The 16,157-nt window shown below is 62.0% G+C and carries 17 protein-coding genes; 6 read left to right on the forward strand and 11 right to left on the reverse strand.

Translation table 11 applies throughout. The annotated features are described in order from the left end of the window. Positions 1-43 precede the first annotated feature (43 nt). From H2170_08110 to H2170_08125, 4 genes are read right to left on the reverse strand one after another with little or no spacing between them, the layout of a single operon-like run. Positions 44-1,090: a stilbene synthase gene (locus H2170_08110; protein MCS6300054.1), complete on the reverse strand. Its 1,047-nt coding sequence runs from the start codon at positions 1,088-1,090 to the stop codon at positions 44-46. Positions 1,091-1,108: 18 nt separating this feature from the next. Continuing rightward, positions 1,109-2,137 (reverse strand): hypothetical protein, encoded by a 1,029-nt coding sequence (locus H2170_08115; GenBank protein ID MCS6300055.1) that lies wholly within the window; start codon positions 2,135-2,137, stop codon positions 1,109-1,111. Beyond that, on the reverse strand, positions 2,137-2,796 hold the full coding sequence (locus H2170_08120) for a methyltransferase domain-containing protein (protein MCS6300056.1): 660 nt from the start codon (positions 2,794-2,796) through the stop codon (positions 2,137-2,139). Before H2170_08120 ends, H2170_08115 begins: the two co-directional genes overlap by 1 nt. Before the next feature lie 31 nt (positions 2,797-2,827). Further along, positions 2,828-3,580 (reverse strand): Nif3-like dinuclear metal center hexameric protein, encoded by a 753-nt coding sequence (locus H2170_08125; protein ID MCS6300057.1) that lies wholly within the window; start codon positions 3,578-3,580, stop codon positions 2,828-2,830. A 65-nt stretch (positions 3,581-3,645) separates the two neighbouring features. Between H2170_08125 and H2170_08130 the strand changes: the two genes are divergently transcribed. The 5 genes from H2170_08130 (at position 3,646) to H2170_08150 (ending at position 6,183) form a co-directional block, all read left to right on the forward strand. Then, the gene (locus tag H2170_08130) at positions 3,646-4,119 is read left to right on the forward strand and encodes a cytidine/deoxycytidylate deaminase family protein (protein ID MCS6300058.1); all 474 of its coding nucleotides are present in this window, start codon (positions 3,646-3,648) and stop codon (positions 4,117-4,119) included. A gap of 27 nt (positions 4,120-4,146) precedes the next feature. After that, a complete protein-coding gene (locus H2170_08135) occupies positions 4,147-4,707 on the forward strand; it encodes a YqgE/AlgH family protein (protein ID MCS6300059.1) in 561 nt (186 codons plus the stop codon). A gap of 61 nt (positions 4,708-4,768) precedes the next feature. After that, positions 4,769-4,894, forward strand: a complete 126-nt coding sequence (gene rpmJ / locus H2170_08140) for a 50S ribosomal protein L36 (GenBank protein MCS6300060.1) — start codon at positions 4,769-4,771, stop codon at positions 4,892-4,894. 21 nt (positions 4,895-4,915) lie between these two features. Then, on the forward strand, positions 4,916-5,173 hold the full coding sequence (rpmE, locus tag H2170_08145; GenBank protein ID MCS6300061.1) for a 50S ribosomal protein L31: 258 nt from the start codon (positions 4,916-4,918) through the stop codon (positions 5,171-5,173). Between the two features lie 242 nt (positions 5,174-5,415). Then, positions 5,416-6,183, forward strand: a complete 768-nt coding sequence (locus H2170_08150) for a carbonic anhydrase (GenBank protein MCS6300062.1) — start codon at positions 5,416-5,418, stop codon at positions 6,181-6,183. A gap of 111 nt (positions 6,184-6,294) precedes the next feature. Here H2170_08150 and H2170_08155 read toward each other — a convergent pair whose 3' ends face one another. From H2170_08155 to ltrA, 7 genes are all read right to left on the reverse strand, one after another. After that, positions 6,295-7,065, reverse strand: a complete 771-nt coding sequence (locus tag H2170_08155) for a hypothetical protein (protein ID MCS6300063.1) — start codon at positions 7,063-7,065, stop codon at positions 6,295-6,297. Between the two features lie 168 nt (positions 7,066-7,233). After that, positions 7,234-8,415 carry an aminotransferase class I/II-fold pyridoxal phosphate-dependent enzyme gene (locus H2170_08160; GenBank protein ID MCS6300064.1) on the reverse strand — a complete coding sequence of 394 codons (1,182 nt, stop codon included), beginning with the start codon at positions 8,413-8,415 and terminating at the stop codon, positions 7,234-7,236. 15 nt (positions 8,416-8,430) lie between these two features. Beyond that, the gene (locus H2170_08165) at positions 8,431-8,916 is read right to left on the reverse strand and encodes an Lrp/AsnC family transcriptional regulator (protein MCS6300065.1); all 486 of its coding nucleotides are present in this window, start codon (positions 8,914-8,916) and stop codon (positions 8,431-8,433) included. 184 nt (positions 8,917-9,100) lie between these two features. Then, a complete protein-coding gene (locus H2170_08170) occupies positions 9,101-9,811 on the reverse strand; it encodes a DUF4197 family protein (GenBank protein ID MCS6300066.1) in 711 nt (236 codons plus the stop codon). A gap of 108 nt (positions 9,812-9,919) precedes the next feature. Beyond that, entirely contained in the window at positions 9,920-10,795 is an 876-nt protein-coding gene (locus H2170_08175) for a 23S rRNA (adenine(2030)-N(6))-methyltransferase RlmJ (GenBank protein MCS6300067.1), read from the reverse strand. Beyond that, positions 10,792-11,298, reverse strand: a complete 507-nt coding sequence (locus H2170_08180; GenBank protein ID MCS6300068.1) for a YhcH/YjgK/YiaL family protein — start codon at positions 11,296-11,298, stop codon at positions 10,792-10,794. Before H2170_08180 ends, H2170_08175 begins: the two co-directional genes overlap by 4 nt. A gap of 199 nt (positions 11,299-11,497) precedes the next feature. After that, complete coding sequence (gene ltrA, locus H2170_08185) at positions 11,498-12,742, reverse strand: group II intron reverse transcriptase/maturase (GenBank protein MCS6300069.1); 1,245 nt, start codon at positions 12,740-12,742, stop codon at positions 11,498-11,500. Positions 12,743-13,814: 1,072 nt separating this feature from the next. On the opposite strand from ltrA, the gene H2170_08190 reads away from it, so the two are divergent. After that, positions 13,815-15,944 carry a TonB-dependent receptor gene (locus tag H2170_08190; GenBank protein MCS6300070.1) on the forward strand — a complete coding sequence of 710 codons (2,130 nt, stop codon included), beginning with the start codon at positions 13,815-13,817 and terminating at the stop codon, positions 15,942-15,944. Positions 15,945-16,157: the final 213 nt, after the last annotated feature.

Consider the following 16,157-nt stretch of genomic DNA (forward strand, 5'->3'; position numbering starts at 1 on the left):
CCAAGGCACTAATAGACAACGCGTGACGGCGTCACGCCTTCTTTCACGCGCCGGTGATTCGGCAGCCGTGAGCACTGAAGCCGGCACCGAAGCTGACCAGCCACCAGTGGCGCTCAGGTTCGGGTCGGCCAACGCGCAACGCCTCGGCCAAAGCGAAGAGCACCGAGGGGCTGCTCATGTTGCCGTGGTTGCGTAGCACGCGCCGAGTAGCGTCGAGCGGATATGCGGGCAGCACCGATTCAATCGCTTTGATCACCTCGCGGCCGCCGGGATGGGCGATGATTTGGGTGGGTGGTGGAGTGCCAAACGGCTCGTCGGCGAGCAGGTGCGAGACCGCGTCCGCCGCGAGAGCGGGCACGCTTTTGTGAAGGAGGTTGCGCAGCTTACCATCGCGGGTCTCGAAGCGGAGTTTGTCGCGGTCCTGGGGTCGATGAAGGGTGTTAAAACCGTGGCAACGTACCGCAGCCGAGCCGGCCTTGGGTTTCGCGCGCCAGATACTTGCCGCCGCGCCATCACTGAAGAGACACGCGCTAATCAGTACTCCGGGGTCGTCGTCGATGAAGAAAGCCGCCGAGCAGATCTCAACCGCCACGCAGGCCACGGTGGCACCCGGTTGGGCGGCCAGCACGGCGTTGACGGCGCGCAAGGTGGGGACGGCCGCCCCGCACCCCAGGCCGACGATATCTTGAAGAAAGGCGTTGGGACGCAGGCCAAGTTGCTCGGCCACATAACTGGAAACGCCGGGGCACAGGTAGCCGGTGCAGGTGCAAATGAGCAGCGCGTCGAGTTCGCTCGCGCGCAGGCCGGCTTGCTCCAGAGCGGTCGTGAGCGCTTGACCGGCCAAGCGGGGCGCGGCTTCTCGAAAGGCGGCGTTAAGCTGGTCTGGCGTGTTGTCGAAAATCGCATCGAGGTCGGTCGCCGAGAAGTGCCGCCGGTCGATGCCGCTGTCACCGGTGAGCACCGCTTCGAGCATCTGCTGCGAACGCTCCGAGAGCCGCTTGCGGGCGTTGGACTGCGCCAGGAGTTCCCAACACTCCGGTTGCGTCAGGGAGGTGGTTGGCACGGCGGTGGCGAGGGCTTGGAGATACATGCGCGGAAAGCGGAGCGTTTAGTGAGTGAGTTGATAAAGCGGGCGAAGCGGTAACACGCCGAGGCGGCTGGCGAGTGCTAGTGTGCGCTGGCCGCTGGGAGCGACCAGAAACGGGTGGAGCGACGAGGCGACCGACAACCGAACCCGAAAAAGATGCCGGAGCCGCTGCTGGACCGTGGTGATCGTCTCATCCCATGACGACTCGCCCCGCGACCAGGAAATCAGCGGGTCCAGCGCCTGCTCGGCGCTTTGAAACGCCATGGCCATTCCGTGTCCGGTGAAAGGCGGAATCATCGCGTAGGTGTCGCCGATCACCAGGCGATCGGGCCGAGTGTAGGGTTTCGAAAAACCGAGACCGGCAACGGCGGAATACGAAGCTGGATCGATCGCGACGTTGGCGAGCCGATCAGCGAGGTCGACGAGTCCGCTCGCGCGCAGGTAGGCGGATAAAGCGAGTTCACGGGAAAGCTCGAGGCCGCCACGCAGACGGAAAAGACCTGAGACGTTCACGCGCCCGTCCTCGACCGCACAGAGCCCCACATAGGCGTGGTCACCGAGGTGCAGTTCCAGCTCGGACGCGAGGGGCAGCTTGAGGGCGTGACATTTTAAGCCGATCCACTCCGGAAGGGCTGGACGGCGACCGGTGGCAAAGACGCGCCCAGCGGGTGCGTCATCGAGGTCAACGCGGTTGCGCGTGCGTAGGTCGCCCCCGGCGCTGGTGAAGGCTGCGGCGAGCCGCTGATCGAGTGCAAAGCGGCTCAGGCCCAAGGCCGGTGAGGGCAACGTCTGGCGACGCAGCGCTTGCCCGTGCCAAAACCACGCCACCTCACGGTACGCTTGGGCGTCGCTTAGAAAGGGCGACAGCCCCAAGCGGTCGATGGTGCCGGCAGACAATCCGGTAATAAATTCACCGCAAACGCGGTGTCGGGGATAAACGCCCGCCTCAAAAATTGTAACCGGAATGCCGTTACGCCGCAGGGCGAGGCCGAGCGAAAGGCCGGCCAAGCCGCCGCCGGCGATATGAATCGGCTGTGGTGACGCCGACATCAGGAACGGCGTTGGGCGATTAACCGGTAGGCGCCCAACAGCGTGGTCGTTACCCGCCACTGCCAGAGCGCGGGATCAAGGCCGAGCGCGTGAGGTAGTTCGTCGCCACGAAAGCCGGCGGCGATGCTCACGTAACCGTCGTGGCGGGTAACTCGATTCGCACCGGCTAGCGGCGCGGCGATCCGCCAGAAGTGTTGGTTGAAGCGTTTACGCGTAGGCTCGCTAAAAATCAGCTGTCGGGCGTTCGGCTGGAGCGCCGAGCCGAGTTTACGAAGGGCATCGTCGCTAAAGTGATGGAGGATGAGGTTGCCGATCACGACGGGATAGTCACCCCAGCCACTAAAGTGCTCGATATCGGCCTGATGCCAGCGGGCCTGAGATGGCCAGATCGGTGGCGCGGGTACGCGGTCGATGCTGTCGATCAACGGAGCTACCGGACGCAGGAAACGGGCTAATTCGCCCGTGCCGGCACCGAGTTCGAGCACACGTTCGTCGGGCTGCAGGTGCTTGGCCAAGGTCGAACGGAACCAGCGCGCGTTGCGCATCAGTCGGTTGATCACCCGCAGGTCGCGCCGACTTTGCAGCGCGTCGGGGTGATCCGGCGGAAGCGAATCGAGCAACTCGGGTTCCAGTCGCCGGAGGTCGTCGTGATGAGCCATGAGAGCGGGGCGGAAGCGCTGAGGTGACGCCTCAGAGCGGATTGTCGGTGGCAATGAATTCCCAGGGCAGGTCGAACTTGGCAGCCAATTCGGCGGCAAGCGCTTTTACGCCGTGAACCTCAGTGGCGTAGTGGCCGCACAGGTACAGATTCAGCTTCTGTTCCTGGGCGGTATTGAACCACTCCTCGCGTAATTCGCCGGTGACGAGCGTATCAACGCCGGCTGGCAGTAACTCGGGGACGGCGCTGTTACCACTACCGCTGCAAAAGGCCACGGCGGCGGGCTCAGTGGAGCCGTATTCAATCGCAATGACGCGAGCGTAGAGGCTTTCGAGTTGCGCACGCAGGGCCGAACGCGAGCCCGCGTAGGGCGCGATACGCCCGATGGCTTCACCGTCGCGCACCAGGAAGGGGCGCTCAGGCACAAGCCCGAGCTGGCGGGCGAGCAGGGCGTTGTTGCCCAGTTGAGCATGCCCGTCGAGCGGGAGGTGATTACTATAAAGCGCGCAGTCGCCGCCGATGAGCGTGGCAACGCGTTCGTAGGCCGGGCCGGTGAGCGGCCGGGGCATGTCCCAATACATGCCGTGGTGCACGATGAGAAAATCCACTCCGGCGGCGACCGCCTGCCGGAAGGGATCCACGCCGGAATCGACAGCCGCGCCGATCTTGGTGACACGCCCGCGATTGGCCAACTGGAGGCCATTAAAGGCGCCGGGCGCATCCTTATAGGCGGAGCGCCGGGTCCGTTCGTCGCAATAGGTCACGAGGTCTTGCAGAGTAGGCATGGCGGGTTGATGGGGCTGCGGATTCAGGGTGGCAATTTTCAAAACGCGGGCTACCGCTTGGGCCTATGAGCGAAACGTGCTCCGCGGTTGATCTAATCGCCCAAGCCACCCGACAATTCACCGAGCGCCCCTCGTGGGATGATTATTTCATGGCCACCGCCGTGCTCATCTCGACGCGCTCCCCGTGCGAACGGCTCCATGTGGGCTGCGTCATCGTGAGCGGCGGCGAACGCCAAAACCGCCTCATCGCCGCCGGCTACAACGGCTTTCTGCCAGGCACCCCGCACCTTTCGCGCCTGCGCGAGGGACGCGAGCAAGCCACCGTGCACGCCGAGCAAAACGCCATTGCCGACGCCGCCCGCCGCGGCAGTTCGGTCGAAGGCAGCATCGCCTACGTCACCCATTTCCCCTGCATTAACTGCGCCAAAATCCTCGCCGCCTCCGGCATCTCGGAGATCCGCTACCGCGAGGATTACAACAACGACCCATTGGTCGGCCCGCTGTTAGCGGACGCCAACGTGACGGTGTTGAAACTTTGAGCCTGCAACTGAGCTATTTAATTACCGATGACCGCTCGTAATCCCCAATCTTCGTCCGAACTGGGTGGATCATTGCTCTTGGCGCATCCCTCTCTGCGCGACGACAACTTCAAGCACTCCGTCATCCTCATCGCCTCCCATGACAGCGAGGGGGCGATGGGCGTGGTGTTGAACCGCCCTCTCGACCAATGCCTCGGTGAACTCAACACCGAGTTCGGCATGAGCGGTTTGGCACAAGTGCCGCTCTTCGCTGGCGGTCCCGTGGAGCCGACCCAGGTGATTTTATGCGTGTGGCGGCCCAATCCCGAGGGCGATGGATTTCAACTCATGTTCGGCATTGACCCGCAGCGAGCGGAGGAACTGGTCAACGAGGAGGGTGTGCACATGCGCGCGTTCCTCGGTTATGCAGGTTGGACCGCCGGACAAGTCGAGGAAGAGCTGGAGCGGGACACTTGGGTGGTAAGCCCATTGGTGGCCGACCTGCTGGAAGATTCACCCGATGAACAACTCTGGCGCGACCTGCTCGCGCAGATCGACGATGAGTGGAAGCTGCTCGCCGACGAACCCGATGACCCCAGCGTGAATTGAGTAAAAATCCCCCAAAAATTCCGTTGACAGTGGCGCGTGCCAGCAGTGTTTTCGAACCTTTATGAAAGTTGTTTCCTCCATCAAATCCGCGAAGAAGCGTCACCCTGCTTGCCAAGTCGTCCGCCGCAAAGGCCGCATCTACGTCATCAACAAGGTCGAGCCTCGCTACAAGGCCCGCCAAGGTTAATCCAACCCCCTATTTAATACCGTGAAAGCCGAAGGCCATCCCGTCCTCAATAACGTTTGCTACCTCGATGTTTCGAGCGGCAAGCGCTTCCAAACCAAGTCCACGATGAAGTCCGCCCGTAAGGAAGTCATCGATGGTGTCGAATTCTTCATCGTCTTGCGCGATGTGACTTCTGATTCGCACCCCGCCTACACCGGCGAGAAGCGCATCGTGGACACCGCCGGCCGTGTCGAGAAGTTCACCAACAAGTTCAAGCGTGGTTCCGTTAAGGCCAAGTAAGCCCCAAGCACCTTCACTTTAAAAGCCCGCCCTTACCGGCGGGCTTTTTTGTGCCCATTTGCCGCCTATCCCCGCACAAAATTCGCCGCAAAAGCCCAAGGAAATTATAAGCTACGGGAACGCTTGCCCGAAAAGATTACCGCTTAAGATTCACCCCGTTGAGCCGATCATAACAGAGCCAGCTAGAACAGTGGCGCCCATTCCTCTGCGCGCCGACCCAACCACTTCAAAAGTTCGCTCCCATGCTCCACCGCTGCCTTATTCGCTCAACCCCATTTCGCGTGGCCTTAATGGCCCTGCTTTGCCTGCCCCAGCTCAGCCTAAACGCTGGCCCCAAGAACCAGACGCCGAAAAACTCACGTGCAGAGGGATCTTTAGAACTATTGATGGCGGGCAATTCGCGGTTTGAGGGCGACCGCGCACGGCACCCCGACCAGACCCTGTCACGCCGCAAGGAAATCGCTGGTAAACAAGAACCCTTTGCAATCGTACTCACCTGCGCTGATTCACGCCTGTCTCCAGAAATTTATTTCGACCAGGGCCTCGGCGATTTATTCGTAATTCGCAACGCGGGTAATGTGCTCGATGACCATGTGATCGGCAGCATGGAGTATGCAGTCGACCACCTGAACGTTCCCCTGATCATGGTCATCGGACATGAGCGCTGCGGAGCGGTGGCGGCAGCGGTGGCGGGAGGCCATGCGCCAGGCCATATCGCCGAAATCGTCGCAAGTATTACCCCGGCCGTAAAAGCCACAAGCGAGCAAGACGGAGATAAGGTGAACAATGCCGTAATAGCCCATGCCCAAATGACCGCCGCCGCCTTGCGCACCTGCGGCCCGATCATCGCCGAGGCAGTCAAGACCGGGAAGGTCAAGGTAGTGGCCGCGCGCTACGATCTAGATTCGGGCCGCGTGGAGATTTTGCCTGAACTGGCCCCTTCCCAAGCTGCTCATTCCGCCAACGAAGCACCGGCCCACCCTGCTCACGGCGCCGCGCACGCCCACTAGGTTGAGGCAGAGAGAACGCGCAGCGAAGCGGTAATCCCCAACGCTGTGCGCCCCCTCGTAAGTCGGCGTCTTTTGCAATAAAACAGGCCATTCCCAATCGGGGCCATTGGCCTAATCAGACGCCACCTGCTTAAACGCAGCAGGCAAGACGAATAATGCGCCTTCCACCGGCCCCACCGTGATCCTCGTCGCAACCAAGCCGACTTTCGCATCAGGGGTGACCGCGTCGATCTTCAGCGGCACACCTTCGATTTTACCCAGAAAGTCAGGTGCGCCCGCTTGCCCCCAACTCAGGCGCTTGAGCGCTGCGGCGTCCAAGCCCTTAATCGCGGTGGTGGTCCACACCGAGAAATGGGACTTGGCTCCGGCGTCATCGGCTTCAACGAGGAAGCGATTACAAGCATAGCCCAAGATCACGGCGGTGTCCTTCGTGCGGGTAACCTTGGTCTTAACGGCGGCACCCGCTCCAGACGCAGCCGAGTCGGCTATTTTTTGGTAAGTACGAGCAGGACGATTGAGCGAATAAGCCGTGCGTTGATCGCCCATGGACAACACTTCCCGTGAAACCAGACCGCCCTCAGTTTTTACTAATGCCCGCTGGCCCTTGATGAATAAAGTGCCCCCCGTGGGAAAAAGACTCGTTGCACCACTGTTGGCGTTCAAGGGGCCCAGCTTGCTTTCGAGCATCCCGCGCAGCTGCGGATTTTGCAGCAACATGGCGAGCACCTCGGGGTTTTTCATCGCCGACTGAACCATATCCATCTGTGGGTCTAGGAACTCGATACGCGCCGACCACTGCATCGTGCCGTTGAACTCCTCGGCGAGCCCAACAGGAACAAACGCACACACCACCCACAGCAAAGAAACGAAAAGTTTATTCATGAAAAATGTTGGCCGGATCCCAACGGAGCCGATTCGCCCGATTGAAGCAACGCCGGGGTTGGAACGCTGCTCGCAACGCAGCAAAAAAAGCCCGCCCAGCGTGAGCCGGAGCGGGATTTTGCCCAAAATGCCTTAAGTGGATACGCGCGGGGCCAAGAGGGCGGGCGCCTATTTTTTGACGCCCTGAACAAAGCGATCCATGCGGTCGCAGGCGATGATCAGCTGTTCGTAGCTGGTCGCAAAACACGCGCGAACGTGGCCGATTCCGTTAACGCCAAAGGCATTACCTGGAACCACTGCGACCTTCTCCTGCTGCAGCAAGCCCACCGCGAAGTCCTTCTCAGTTATTCCCAGCTGGGCGACCGATGGGAAGGCGTAGAAGGACCCGCGCGGCGAATGGCAGGTCAGCCCGATTTCATTGAAGCGGCGCACCACCAGATCGCGGCGGCGGTGGTACTGATCGCGCATTTTGCAGACGCTGTCCCAGCCGCGCAGGAGCGCTTCGAGAGCCGCCTCCTGGGCGATGATCGAGGCACACAGCATGGTGTACTGGTGCACCTTCATCATGGCGTCGATCAGCGGGGCCGGGCCGCAGGCGTAGCCGATACGCCAGCCGGTCATCGCGAAGGCCTTGGAGAAGCCATGCAGGAAGATCGTGCGCTCAGCCATTCCGGGGAGACTCGCGATGCTCGTGTGCACGCCGTCGAAGGTCAGTTCGGAGTAAATCTCGTCGCTCAAAACCAGCAGGTCTTTTTCACGGCAAAATTCGGCGATCTTGGTCAATTGCTCCAAACTGCACGTACCACCGGTGGGGTTACACGGCAGGTTAAGCATAAGGATTTTGCAGCCCGGAACCCACGCCGCGCGTAAGGCTTCGGCGGTGAGCGCGAAACCGTCCTTGGCGTAGGTCGGCACCGCGATGCCCTCGGCATGCACCAGCGCAACGCTGGGGTGGTACGAAACGTAACAGGGCTGGTGATACATCACCTTGTCGCCCGGGTTACACAAGGCACGTAGGGCGAGGTCGATCGCCTCAGAAACACCGACCGTGACGAGAATCTCGTCCTCGGGGCGGTAGTTGACCGAAAAGTGCTCGGTTACGTAGCCGGCGATGGCGCGACGCAACTCGATCATGCCCAAGTTGGACGTGTAGTAGGTCTTGCCCTTTTCGAGTGCGTAGATGGCTGCCTCTCGGACGTGCCAAGGGGTAACAAAATCGGGCTCGCCCACACCGAGGGAGATCACGTCTTGGCCCTTCATCTTGGCCACCAACTCGAAGAAATCGCGAATGCCACTTTTGGGCAGCGCAGCCACATGGCTCGCCACCCAGCGTTTGGAGTCAGAACTCATGGGATAACGTTAAACTTAAGGGGCGACTGTGAGCCGGGTCGACGTGCTCTCGTTTTGCTCAATCAAAAAGCCGCCCTCCTTGTAGGAGCGGAGCATAAAATGGGTGCTGGTGGAGAGCACTCCTTCGAGGGTGGAAAGTTTTTCCGACACAAACCCGGCGACCTTCTGCAGGCTGGCGCCATCCACGATGACAAGCAGGTCGTAACCGCCCGACATCAAGTAGCAGGACTCAACCTCGTCAAAGCGCGCCAGACGCTCGGCAAGACGGTTAAAACCACCGCCACGCTCAGGGGTCACCTTAACCTCAATGACCGCGCGAACGGCGACACCGGCGCCTTCACGGGAAAGGTCGAGCACCGGACGCCAGCCGAGGAAGATTTTATCTTTTTTCAGCTGCTCCAGGTGCTGTTGAACTTCGACTTCGGACAGCCCGACGACTTGCGCCATCTGGGCCGTGGAAAGGTGTCCGCCTTCGAGTAACAGCTTAAAAACAGGGTTCATGTGAGGGCTAACTTCATAAGGCCGCCCGCGCCGACGCCACTCCTTTTTTCAAGGACTTCGGCGCAGGCCAAGACGTCACGAGCCGCCCTGCGTGGCACGGAAATTTACCAGCCAAAGCAATGCCCGCTAATCCGTGCACGCCTGCGAATCGAGTTCACTCCCCTCAATCCCACCCCAAAGTCCCTTACTTCTTGAACGCGGCGAAAACCTTCTGCGCGAGGGGACTGTCCTTGAGCAGCGCCGGGTTGGCGCGCACTGCGGCCTCTTGTTTGGCTACCAACGCGAAGCTCTGCGCGAGCACCTGATCACAAAGATAACCGTCGAGGTCGTTAACCGCCTTGTTACCAGCGATACCCGCGAACGGTCCGGCCAGCGCGAGCATCTCCTTGGCCTTGGCCGCCGTGCTGGAGGACGCCGTCGCCTGCTTCACCAGCGGCAACAGTTTTTCGCGCAGACTCGGCCCGATCTTTTGCTGCAAAAACTTCGTTGCCGCATCCGGCCCACCCGCCAAGAGCCCCTGGGCGTCTTCCGGCTTAACCGCCGACAAGTCACTCTTCAGCAGGCCGGCCACCTGAGGTGACACTTGGGCGACCGCCGCCTTCAGCGCCTCTTCAAAACCGGCCCCAGCGGCAGCATTGCCGGTTTTGCTCAACGCGGTCTGGATCTTGGCCAACGCCGGGGGCGGGGTCACGGTCAGCGTGCCGCTGCCGAGGGACTGCGAGATCATCGAGCCGAGACCAGCCTTGAGGCCTTCGGACAGTTGCTGAATGGAAAAACCACCTGGCGCAGGCGCGACGGGAGCAGCCGCGGGGGCCACCGGAGTGGCGGCGGTCAGGCCCAACGGCGCAACCCAGATTACCGAACCCATAAGAGCGAAACGGAGAAGAGTTTTCATAGGAGGCGTGGAAACTACACGGCACGAACCGCCCCGCAAGTCATCTCCCGCCACTCCCTGTAACGTGCCGCTTCTGCCGCGCGCGGCCCGCGCCGCGCCCCACGGGAATCAGCGCTCGCGGACCAACCAGTGGAACTCGGCCCGGCCGCCTTCATCCTGCGCCAGCGCCTCGGCCAACCAGCGTGCCGCCGGCGCCAATTCCTGATCCAGTTTCCACGGCGGATTGATCACCACCAGCCCCGAACCCTTCATCTTCATCGGATGGGCCGGCCCGACCACGGTCAGCTCCAGCGCAAAGGTCGGCGGCAACTCCAGCATCCGCAGATCATCAAAAAACGCATCAACGCGCGCCCGCTCGGTCAACGGGTACCAAACCATAATCGTAGTGGCCGGAGCCCGCCGCAGCGCGTCGCCCACCGCACGGACGATTTGCACAAACTCGTCCTTCGCCTCGAAGGGCGGATCGATCAGCACCAGCGCGCGTTTTTCCTTGGCCGGCAACTGCCCGCGCAGGCCGGTATAACCATCCGCTTCCTGGATACCGACGGACCCCAAACGCAGCATTTCGATGCGCAACGCCTCGGCTTCCTCGGGGTGCTTTTCGAACAGGGTTAACCGGTCCTGCGGCCGGGCCAACTCCCGCACCAAACGCGGCGATCCCGGATAAAACCGCGGCCCGGGGCCCGGCTCCAAGTTGCCCAACTGCTGGTCGTAGTTTTTCACGAGAGTCACGTAGTCGGCGAGTAACTCAGGCAGGCCCGTGCGCGCCCACAGGCGGCCGATGCCTGCAGGCCACTCGGGCGTGCGCTCCAAGGTATCACCGCGCGCAGCCGTGGCCAAGTCGTAGCGCCCGCGCCCGGCGTGGGTATCGACATAAAGGAACCCGCGCTCCTTGGCCTGCATCGCGCGCACGATCCGCACCAGCACGGCGTGTTTGACCACGTCGGCAAAATTACCTGCGTGGAAGTGATGGCGGTAGTTCACGCGACGGAGGCGACAGGCACCTTGACGACCGTCTTGCGCACCAGCGCGGCAGGCACGCCCGAGGCCAGCGAAGGCTTGTGCGCATCGATCGGGTAAAACACCGCGATTTCGCCCGCCCGTACCCGCAGCACCGAGCCCTCGGCGTAGTCGCCAAAAAACAGCAGATCTTTCGAAGGCGTGAAATCCTCGGCCACGCTCAGCCGCGAAACCTCGGTCACCTCCATCAATTCGTCGCCACTGACGACCACTTGCACGTCGACGTAAACGTGGTGCGCCTCCCAGCGCCCGTCGACGCGCGGTTTAGCTACGTAGGCCTGTTCGAGGGCGAAGATTCCATCGCCCAACTCAACGCGCACCGTATCGCCCGAAGCCACGGCTTGGAGCCGCGCGTGCGCCGGCGAGCCGGGACAGAGGATTTCCTCGACGTAGGCGAGCGCCGTGCGAAACGCAGGACGGTCGACGAGTTGGGTGCGAACGGTGGCAAGGGAACCGAAGAGAGCCATAGTACGCCGACTCCAACGCCCCGCCCCGCGCACTGGCAAGAGCCGAAACCATGGCGCCGAGGAAAACCACCGGAAGCTGACCGCGTAGCCACGCATGGTTTGGCAAGATCGGATGGGCTCACGGGGATTGCGCCCCGTGAGCCTTCCACACCACCGGACGTGCGGTTTTCCGCATCCGGCGGTTGAGTCGGAGGACGACCTATGTCGTCGCCGTTTCCCACGGCAGGGTAAACCCATAGCGTTTCAGCGTCTTGTTCTTCAGCGCACTCGTCATCACCCAGTGCCGGGCGATCGCCCACGCTCCTTTCGCGCTGTAGGCCATGCCGAGGATTTCTCCTCGTAGTCCAAGCCGCTTCAGGGCGTTGAGTCGCCCCCTTGGGTGGTGCCATCTTTGCCAGAAGCATTTGCGCATATGGCGGCGTATCCAGCCGGATAGGTCGGTCACATCCCAGCGCCTCTCGGTCAGCCGGAAGTAACCCCACCATCCGTTAATGTATCGCAGCCACTGCTCTCGCAGCTCCTCGCTCGTCAGGCTTTGGCGTGCGTCCCACAGTTCCCTGACTTTGGCCTTGAGGCGGTCCACGCTTTTCGGCGCCAGCCGAATCGTGCCGTCCTTTTCCAACCGGAAGCCGAGCAGCGCGGTCCCATCGCTGGGACCACTGCCACTTTTGGCCCGGTTAACCGGCAGCTTCAGCTCGCGTTCAATCCACGCGGTCACGCTGGCCTCCACCCGCTCCGCCGACCTCGCACTTGCGCAGAAGATCGCGATGTCGTCGGCATAACGCACAAACGACAGCCCGCGTTTCTCCAGCTCGGTGTCGAGCGGATGCAGGTAGATATTGGCCAGTAGCGGCGAGAGGGGCCCGCCTTGCGGCGTGCCTTCCCGGCGTAGTTCTTCTTGGCCACTGGCCAGTCTCATGGGCGCGCGCAATATCTCCCCAATCAGCCGCAGGATGCGCTTGTCGCGCACCTTGCGCCCGACCAGGTGCATCAGCCGGTCGTGATTCACGTGATCAAAGAAGGCCTTTAGATCAATGTCCACGACATGGCTTTTGCCCGCTTGCACGTAGGCTTGGGCCGCCCGCACCGCGTCGTGCGCGGAGCGGTTTGGCCGGAAGCCGTAGCTGTGTTCGCTAAACTCGCACTCCCACAGGGGGCCGAGCTTTTGGTGGATGGCTTGCTGCAACCAGCGGTCCAGCACTGTCGGTATGCCCAACCGGCGAACCCCTCCGTTGGCCTTCGGGATATCCACCGCTTTCACCGCCTTGGGCTGGTAGTTTCCAGCAACCAGCAGCTCCAGCAGTTCCTCCTTGTGCCCGCAGATCAGCTCGGCGGTTTGTGCCACCGTTCGCCCATCCACTCCCGCAGCCCCGGCGTTGGCTTTCACCCTCACCCAGGCCTCGTTTAGGTTTTCCGCCGACAGAACCTCTTCCATCGTCACCATCGGCGTTTCACTCGCGTTCATCGTTTTCCCTTCCGCCGCCCGTTGCCGGACTCGGCTCCCGCGCTCACGTTCCAAACGGCTATCCATCCGTCCAGTCCGCTCGCACCGCTTCGGGTGGCGACCGTAATTGTCACGCCCGCTTCGTTTCGGAAACCTTCCCGCCCATTGCCTCGGGGGCTTCTGGCGATCCGCGTTTCTCCGTCTCTTCGGCCCTTCGCTCCTCCCGCCGTTACGCGGATCTCTTCGCTACTACGGCCTTTGCTGACTCCTGCCTCGCTTTCGCTTGGCAGGTCTCCCCGGGTAAGGTGCGTGAACTCTCCATCCGGGCCGCCAGGCTCTACCCGATGCGTCTTTCGGTGACGGTTGGACTTCGCGTTTCCTAGCACGCTTGTCGCCCGCATCGCGGCCTCTCTGCCTGTTCGTGTTCCTACGGTCGGACTTTTGCCTCCACCTTCTTTCGTGCTGAGTGCCTCGCGGCTCCCGCCTTGGTCTTGGCTACGGTTGTTGTCACTTTTCCCGAATATTTCATTTCATATGTTTAGTTCACTCCCATGCCGGGCACACTAGGGACGACCTCCGTGTCGTCCGTGCCGAATCACGATTCAAGACCAACCCTAACCGGAATTTCAGCTTATTCCTGCCCCCTAAGAGTCACTAATCCGGACTGCTTTATTAGTGCCGATGAGTTAACACCATTTCGCGTTCAAAGATATACAAACCAACCGTTTTAACCACTAATGAACGCTAATAGCCGCTAAAAAAAACAAGGAATCCGACGCTTCTTGATTAGTGTATCTTATTATTCATTAGCGATTAAAAAACTACATTTGCTTTAAGGTTAGATGATGGGTCGCTACTGACGCGATCACGGTGGTGGCCGGGTTTTAATGCGTTTGAATGCAAAATGGTATAGCATGAGTGGTTAATACCGGATCGCTTTCGGGTTTTGTGACTTCTGCGCTTTTTTGCGGCTAAATTATTCGGGGGATTTTCCCGAGTAGGCCTCGTCCGTGCTCGGTGCGTTTTTGTGGTATTTGGTGCTTTTTGTGACCAATGGTTTGGACACTGCCCACTGAAACCGCCGAGGAACCACCAAGAGCTTCGCAGAAAATTGAAAGCATCCCGCATAACTTTACTCATTGCCAGCGTTAGCTCGGCCGCGCTCGCAGCGGGTGGACGAGCCGCCCCGGAACCCGCGGACCTGCCCGCAATCGCGCTGGCGCCTATGATCGTGACCGCTAGTCGCTCCGCGCAACCCGTGAGCACGCTTCCGGTTACCGCCACGGTTTTCACGGCTGCCGACTTGCGCGCCTCGCCTGCTCTCGCACTCGACGACACGTTGCGCGCGGCTCCGGCGTTTAGCCTTTTTCGCCGGAGCGGTAGCCTCACCGCCAACCCCACCGCGCAGGGCGTGTCGTTGCGGGGACTCGGCCCGAGCGGCGCGAGTCGCTCGCTGGTCCTGCTCGACGGCGTCCCCCTTAATGATCCTTTTGGCGGCTGGGTTGCGTGGACCAAGTTGCCCAAGCTCTCGATCGCCGCGGTCGAGAGCGTACCCGGTGGCGGCTCCAGTGTCTGGGGCAACGCGTCACTGGGCGGCTCGGTGCAACTGCTCACCACTCCGCCCGCCGGTAACCACGGCACCGTTGAAGCTCTCATCGGCGATTTCAACACCCGCGGTGCCGAGCTCGCCGTCACCACCAGCTCCGCCGACGACCGCCACAGCGCCACCGTGGACGCGGCGGCTTTTGCCTCCGCGGGCGCTTACCTGCTGCGGGGTCCTGGCGCCATCGACCGCCGCGCCGACCTCGACTACAAGCGCACCCAGGCCACCTTGCGCAACGCGCTCACCGAGTCGATCGACCTCAAGGTCTCCGCCCGCCTCTACGCCGAGAAACGCGGCAACGGCACCCCACTACAGCGCAACGCGACCGACGAACGCTTTTTTTCTGCCACGCTCGCCAACTCGCCCGCCAAAGCGCACGCGAGCCCAGTTGCTTGGACTGCTGTCACCTACGTCCAAGCCCAAAGCTTCGCCTCCTATTTTAGCGCGGTGAACGCCGCCCGCACCGCCGAGACTCCCGCGAGCAACCAATACGATGTGCCCGCTACGGCCCTAGGCGCGGGGGCGACGGCGACTTGGGGCACGCCCACCGACGACGCGATGACCACCATGGGACTCGATGCCCGCCACGTGGCAGGGGTGACGCGGGAAGCCTTTTTATTTTCCGCTCCGCTCAATGACTTCACCCGCGATCGTCGGGCCGGCGGCGAGCAAACCTTTACCGGCGTCTTTGCCCGTCACGAACACCAGCTGGGTTCAACCCTGCGCGCCAGCGCCGGCGCCCGCGTGGATTATTGGGAGACAACCCAAGGCTTCCGCCGTGAAGTCAACACGCAGAGCGGCGCGCTGACGCTGGATCAACAATTCGCCGCACAAGGCGGCACCGAGTTTAGCCCCGCGCTAGGGCTTGTCTGGCAGCCCACGCCCGAGCTGCGTGCGCGGGGTTCGGTGTATCAGTCGTTCCGCGTGCCCACGCTCAACGAGTATTACCGCCCCTTTCGCGTTGGGTCCGTCACCACCAATGCCAACCCCACGCTCGCGCCCGAAGCGCTCACCGGCTACGAAACCGGCTTCGACCTCGGCAGGCCCGACGCGCCGCTGGGTGCCTCGGTCACCACGTTTGTGAACGAACTCCACGATGCTGTGACCAACGTCACCCTCGCTGCCAACACCCGCGAACGCCGCAACCTCGACCACGTCCGCGTGGCCGGCGTGGAATCCTCGGTACGCGCCCGCCCCCATGCCGCGCTTACGCTAGGCGCCGCCCACCTGCTCACCGATGCCCGCGTGATTAACCCCGGCCCCTCGGCGCCCGCCGCACTCGACGGCAACCGCCTCGCCCAGGTCCCCCGCAACACTTTTACCACCAGCGCGACCTGGAAAGCGCCGTGGGAACTCCAGTTCACCGCCCGGGCCCGATGGATGTCGGCGGCTTATGAAGACGACGAAAACACCCTGCGCCTGTCCCCGGCGGCGACGGTTGATTTCGGTGTGGCGCGCCGCTTTGGACGAAGGTGGGAAGGCTTTATAGCGATCGAAAACGCGTTCGATGCCGAAGTTGAGACGGGGCGCACGGCCAGCGGAATCGTCAATACCGCCCCGCCCCGGTGGAGCCGAGCAGGGTTGCGCTACGATTGGTGAAACGAAGTCACGAAAGGGCGGCGAAACGCAGGGAATCCCCGAGCTCACGCTCGGGGCCACGGGATCAGCACGGGCTGCGGGCTCTGGCGTGGCCTTGAGCGTGAGGATGGACCGCGGAGCTCCAGCTCCGCCGGATCGATCGCAGGCCCAAAGCCGCAAAGCCGAGCTGGAGCTCGGCGCTCCCACCCCTCTGCGCTCTCCACGAGCTCACGC

The organism is Opitutus sp. (genome assembly GCA_024998815.1).
Taxonomy (GTDB): Bacteria; Verrucomicrobiota; Verrucomicrobiia; order Opitutales; family Opitutaceae; genus Rariglobus.

Excerpts from the sequence above, each read along its gene's own strand:
- H2170_08110 (MCS6300054.1), bottom strand. The coding sequence starts at position 1,090 with ATGTATCTCCAAGCCCTCGCCACCGCCGTGCCAACCACCTCCCTGACG.
- rpmJ (MCS6300060.1), top strand. The coding sequence starts at position 4,769 with ATGAAAGTTGTTTCCTCCATCAAATCCGCGAAGAAGCGTCACCCTGCT.
- H2170_08125 (MCS6300057.1), bottom strand. The coding sequence starts at position 3,580 with ATGCCTACTCTGCAAGACCTCGTGACCTATTGCGACGAACGGACCCGG.
- H2170_08130 (MCS6300058.1), top strand. The coding sequence starts at position 3,646 with ATGAGCGAAACGTGCTCCGCGGTTGATCTAATCGCCCAAGCCACCCGA.
- ltrA (MCS6300069.1), bottom strand. The coding sequence starts at position 12,742 with ATGGTGACGATGGAAGAGGTTCTGTCGGCGGAAAACCTAAACGAGGCC.
- H2170_08165 (MCS6300065.1), bottom strand. The coding sequence starts at position 8,916 with ATGAACCCTGTTTTTAAGCTGTTACTCGAAGGCGGACACCTTTCCACG.
- H2170_08135 (MCS6300059.1), top strand. The coding sequence starts at position 4,147 with ATGACCGCTCGTAATCCCCAATCTTCGTCCGAACTGGGTGGATCATTG.
- H2170_08180 (MCS6300068.1), bottom strand. The coding sequence starts at position 11,298 with ATGGCTCTCTTCGGTTCCCTTGCCACCGTTCGCACCCAACTCGTCGAC.
- H2170_08170 (MCS6300066.1), bottom strand. The coding sequence starts at position 9,811 with ATGAAAACTCTTCTCCGTTTCGCTCTTATGGGTTCGGTAATCTGGGTT.
- H2170_08155 (MCS6300063.1), bottom strand. The coding sequence starts at position 7,065 with ATGAATAAACTTTTCGTTTCTTTGCTGTGGGTGGTGTGTGCGTTTGTT.
- H2170_08120 (MCS6300056.1), bottom strand. The coding sequence starts at position 2,796 with ATGGCTCATCACGACGACCTCCGGCGACTGGAACCCGAGTTGCTCGAT.
- H2170_08150 (MCS6300062.1), top strand. The coding sequence starts at position 5,416 with ATGCTCCACCGCTGCCTTATTCGCTCAACCCCATTTCGCGTGGCCTTA.
- H2170_08115 (MCS6300055.1), bottom strand. The coding sequence starts at position 2,137 with ATGTCGGCGTCACCACAGCCGATTCATATCGCCGGCGGCGGCTTGGCC.
- H2170_08160 (MCS6300064.1), bottom strand. The coding sequence starts at position 8,415 with ATGAGTTCTGACTCCAAACGCTGGGTGGCGAGCCATGTGGCTGCGCTG.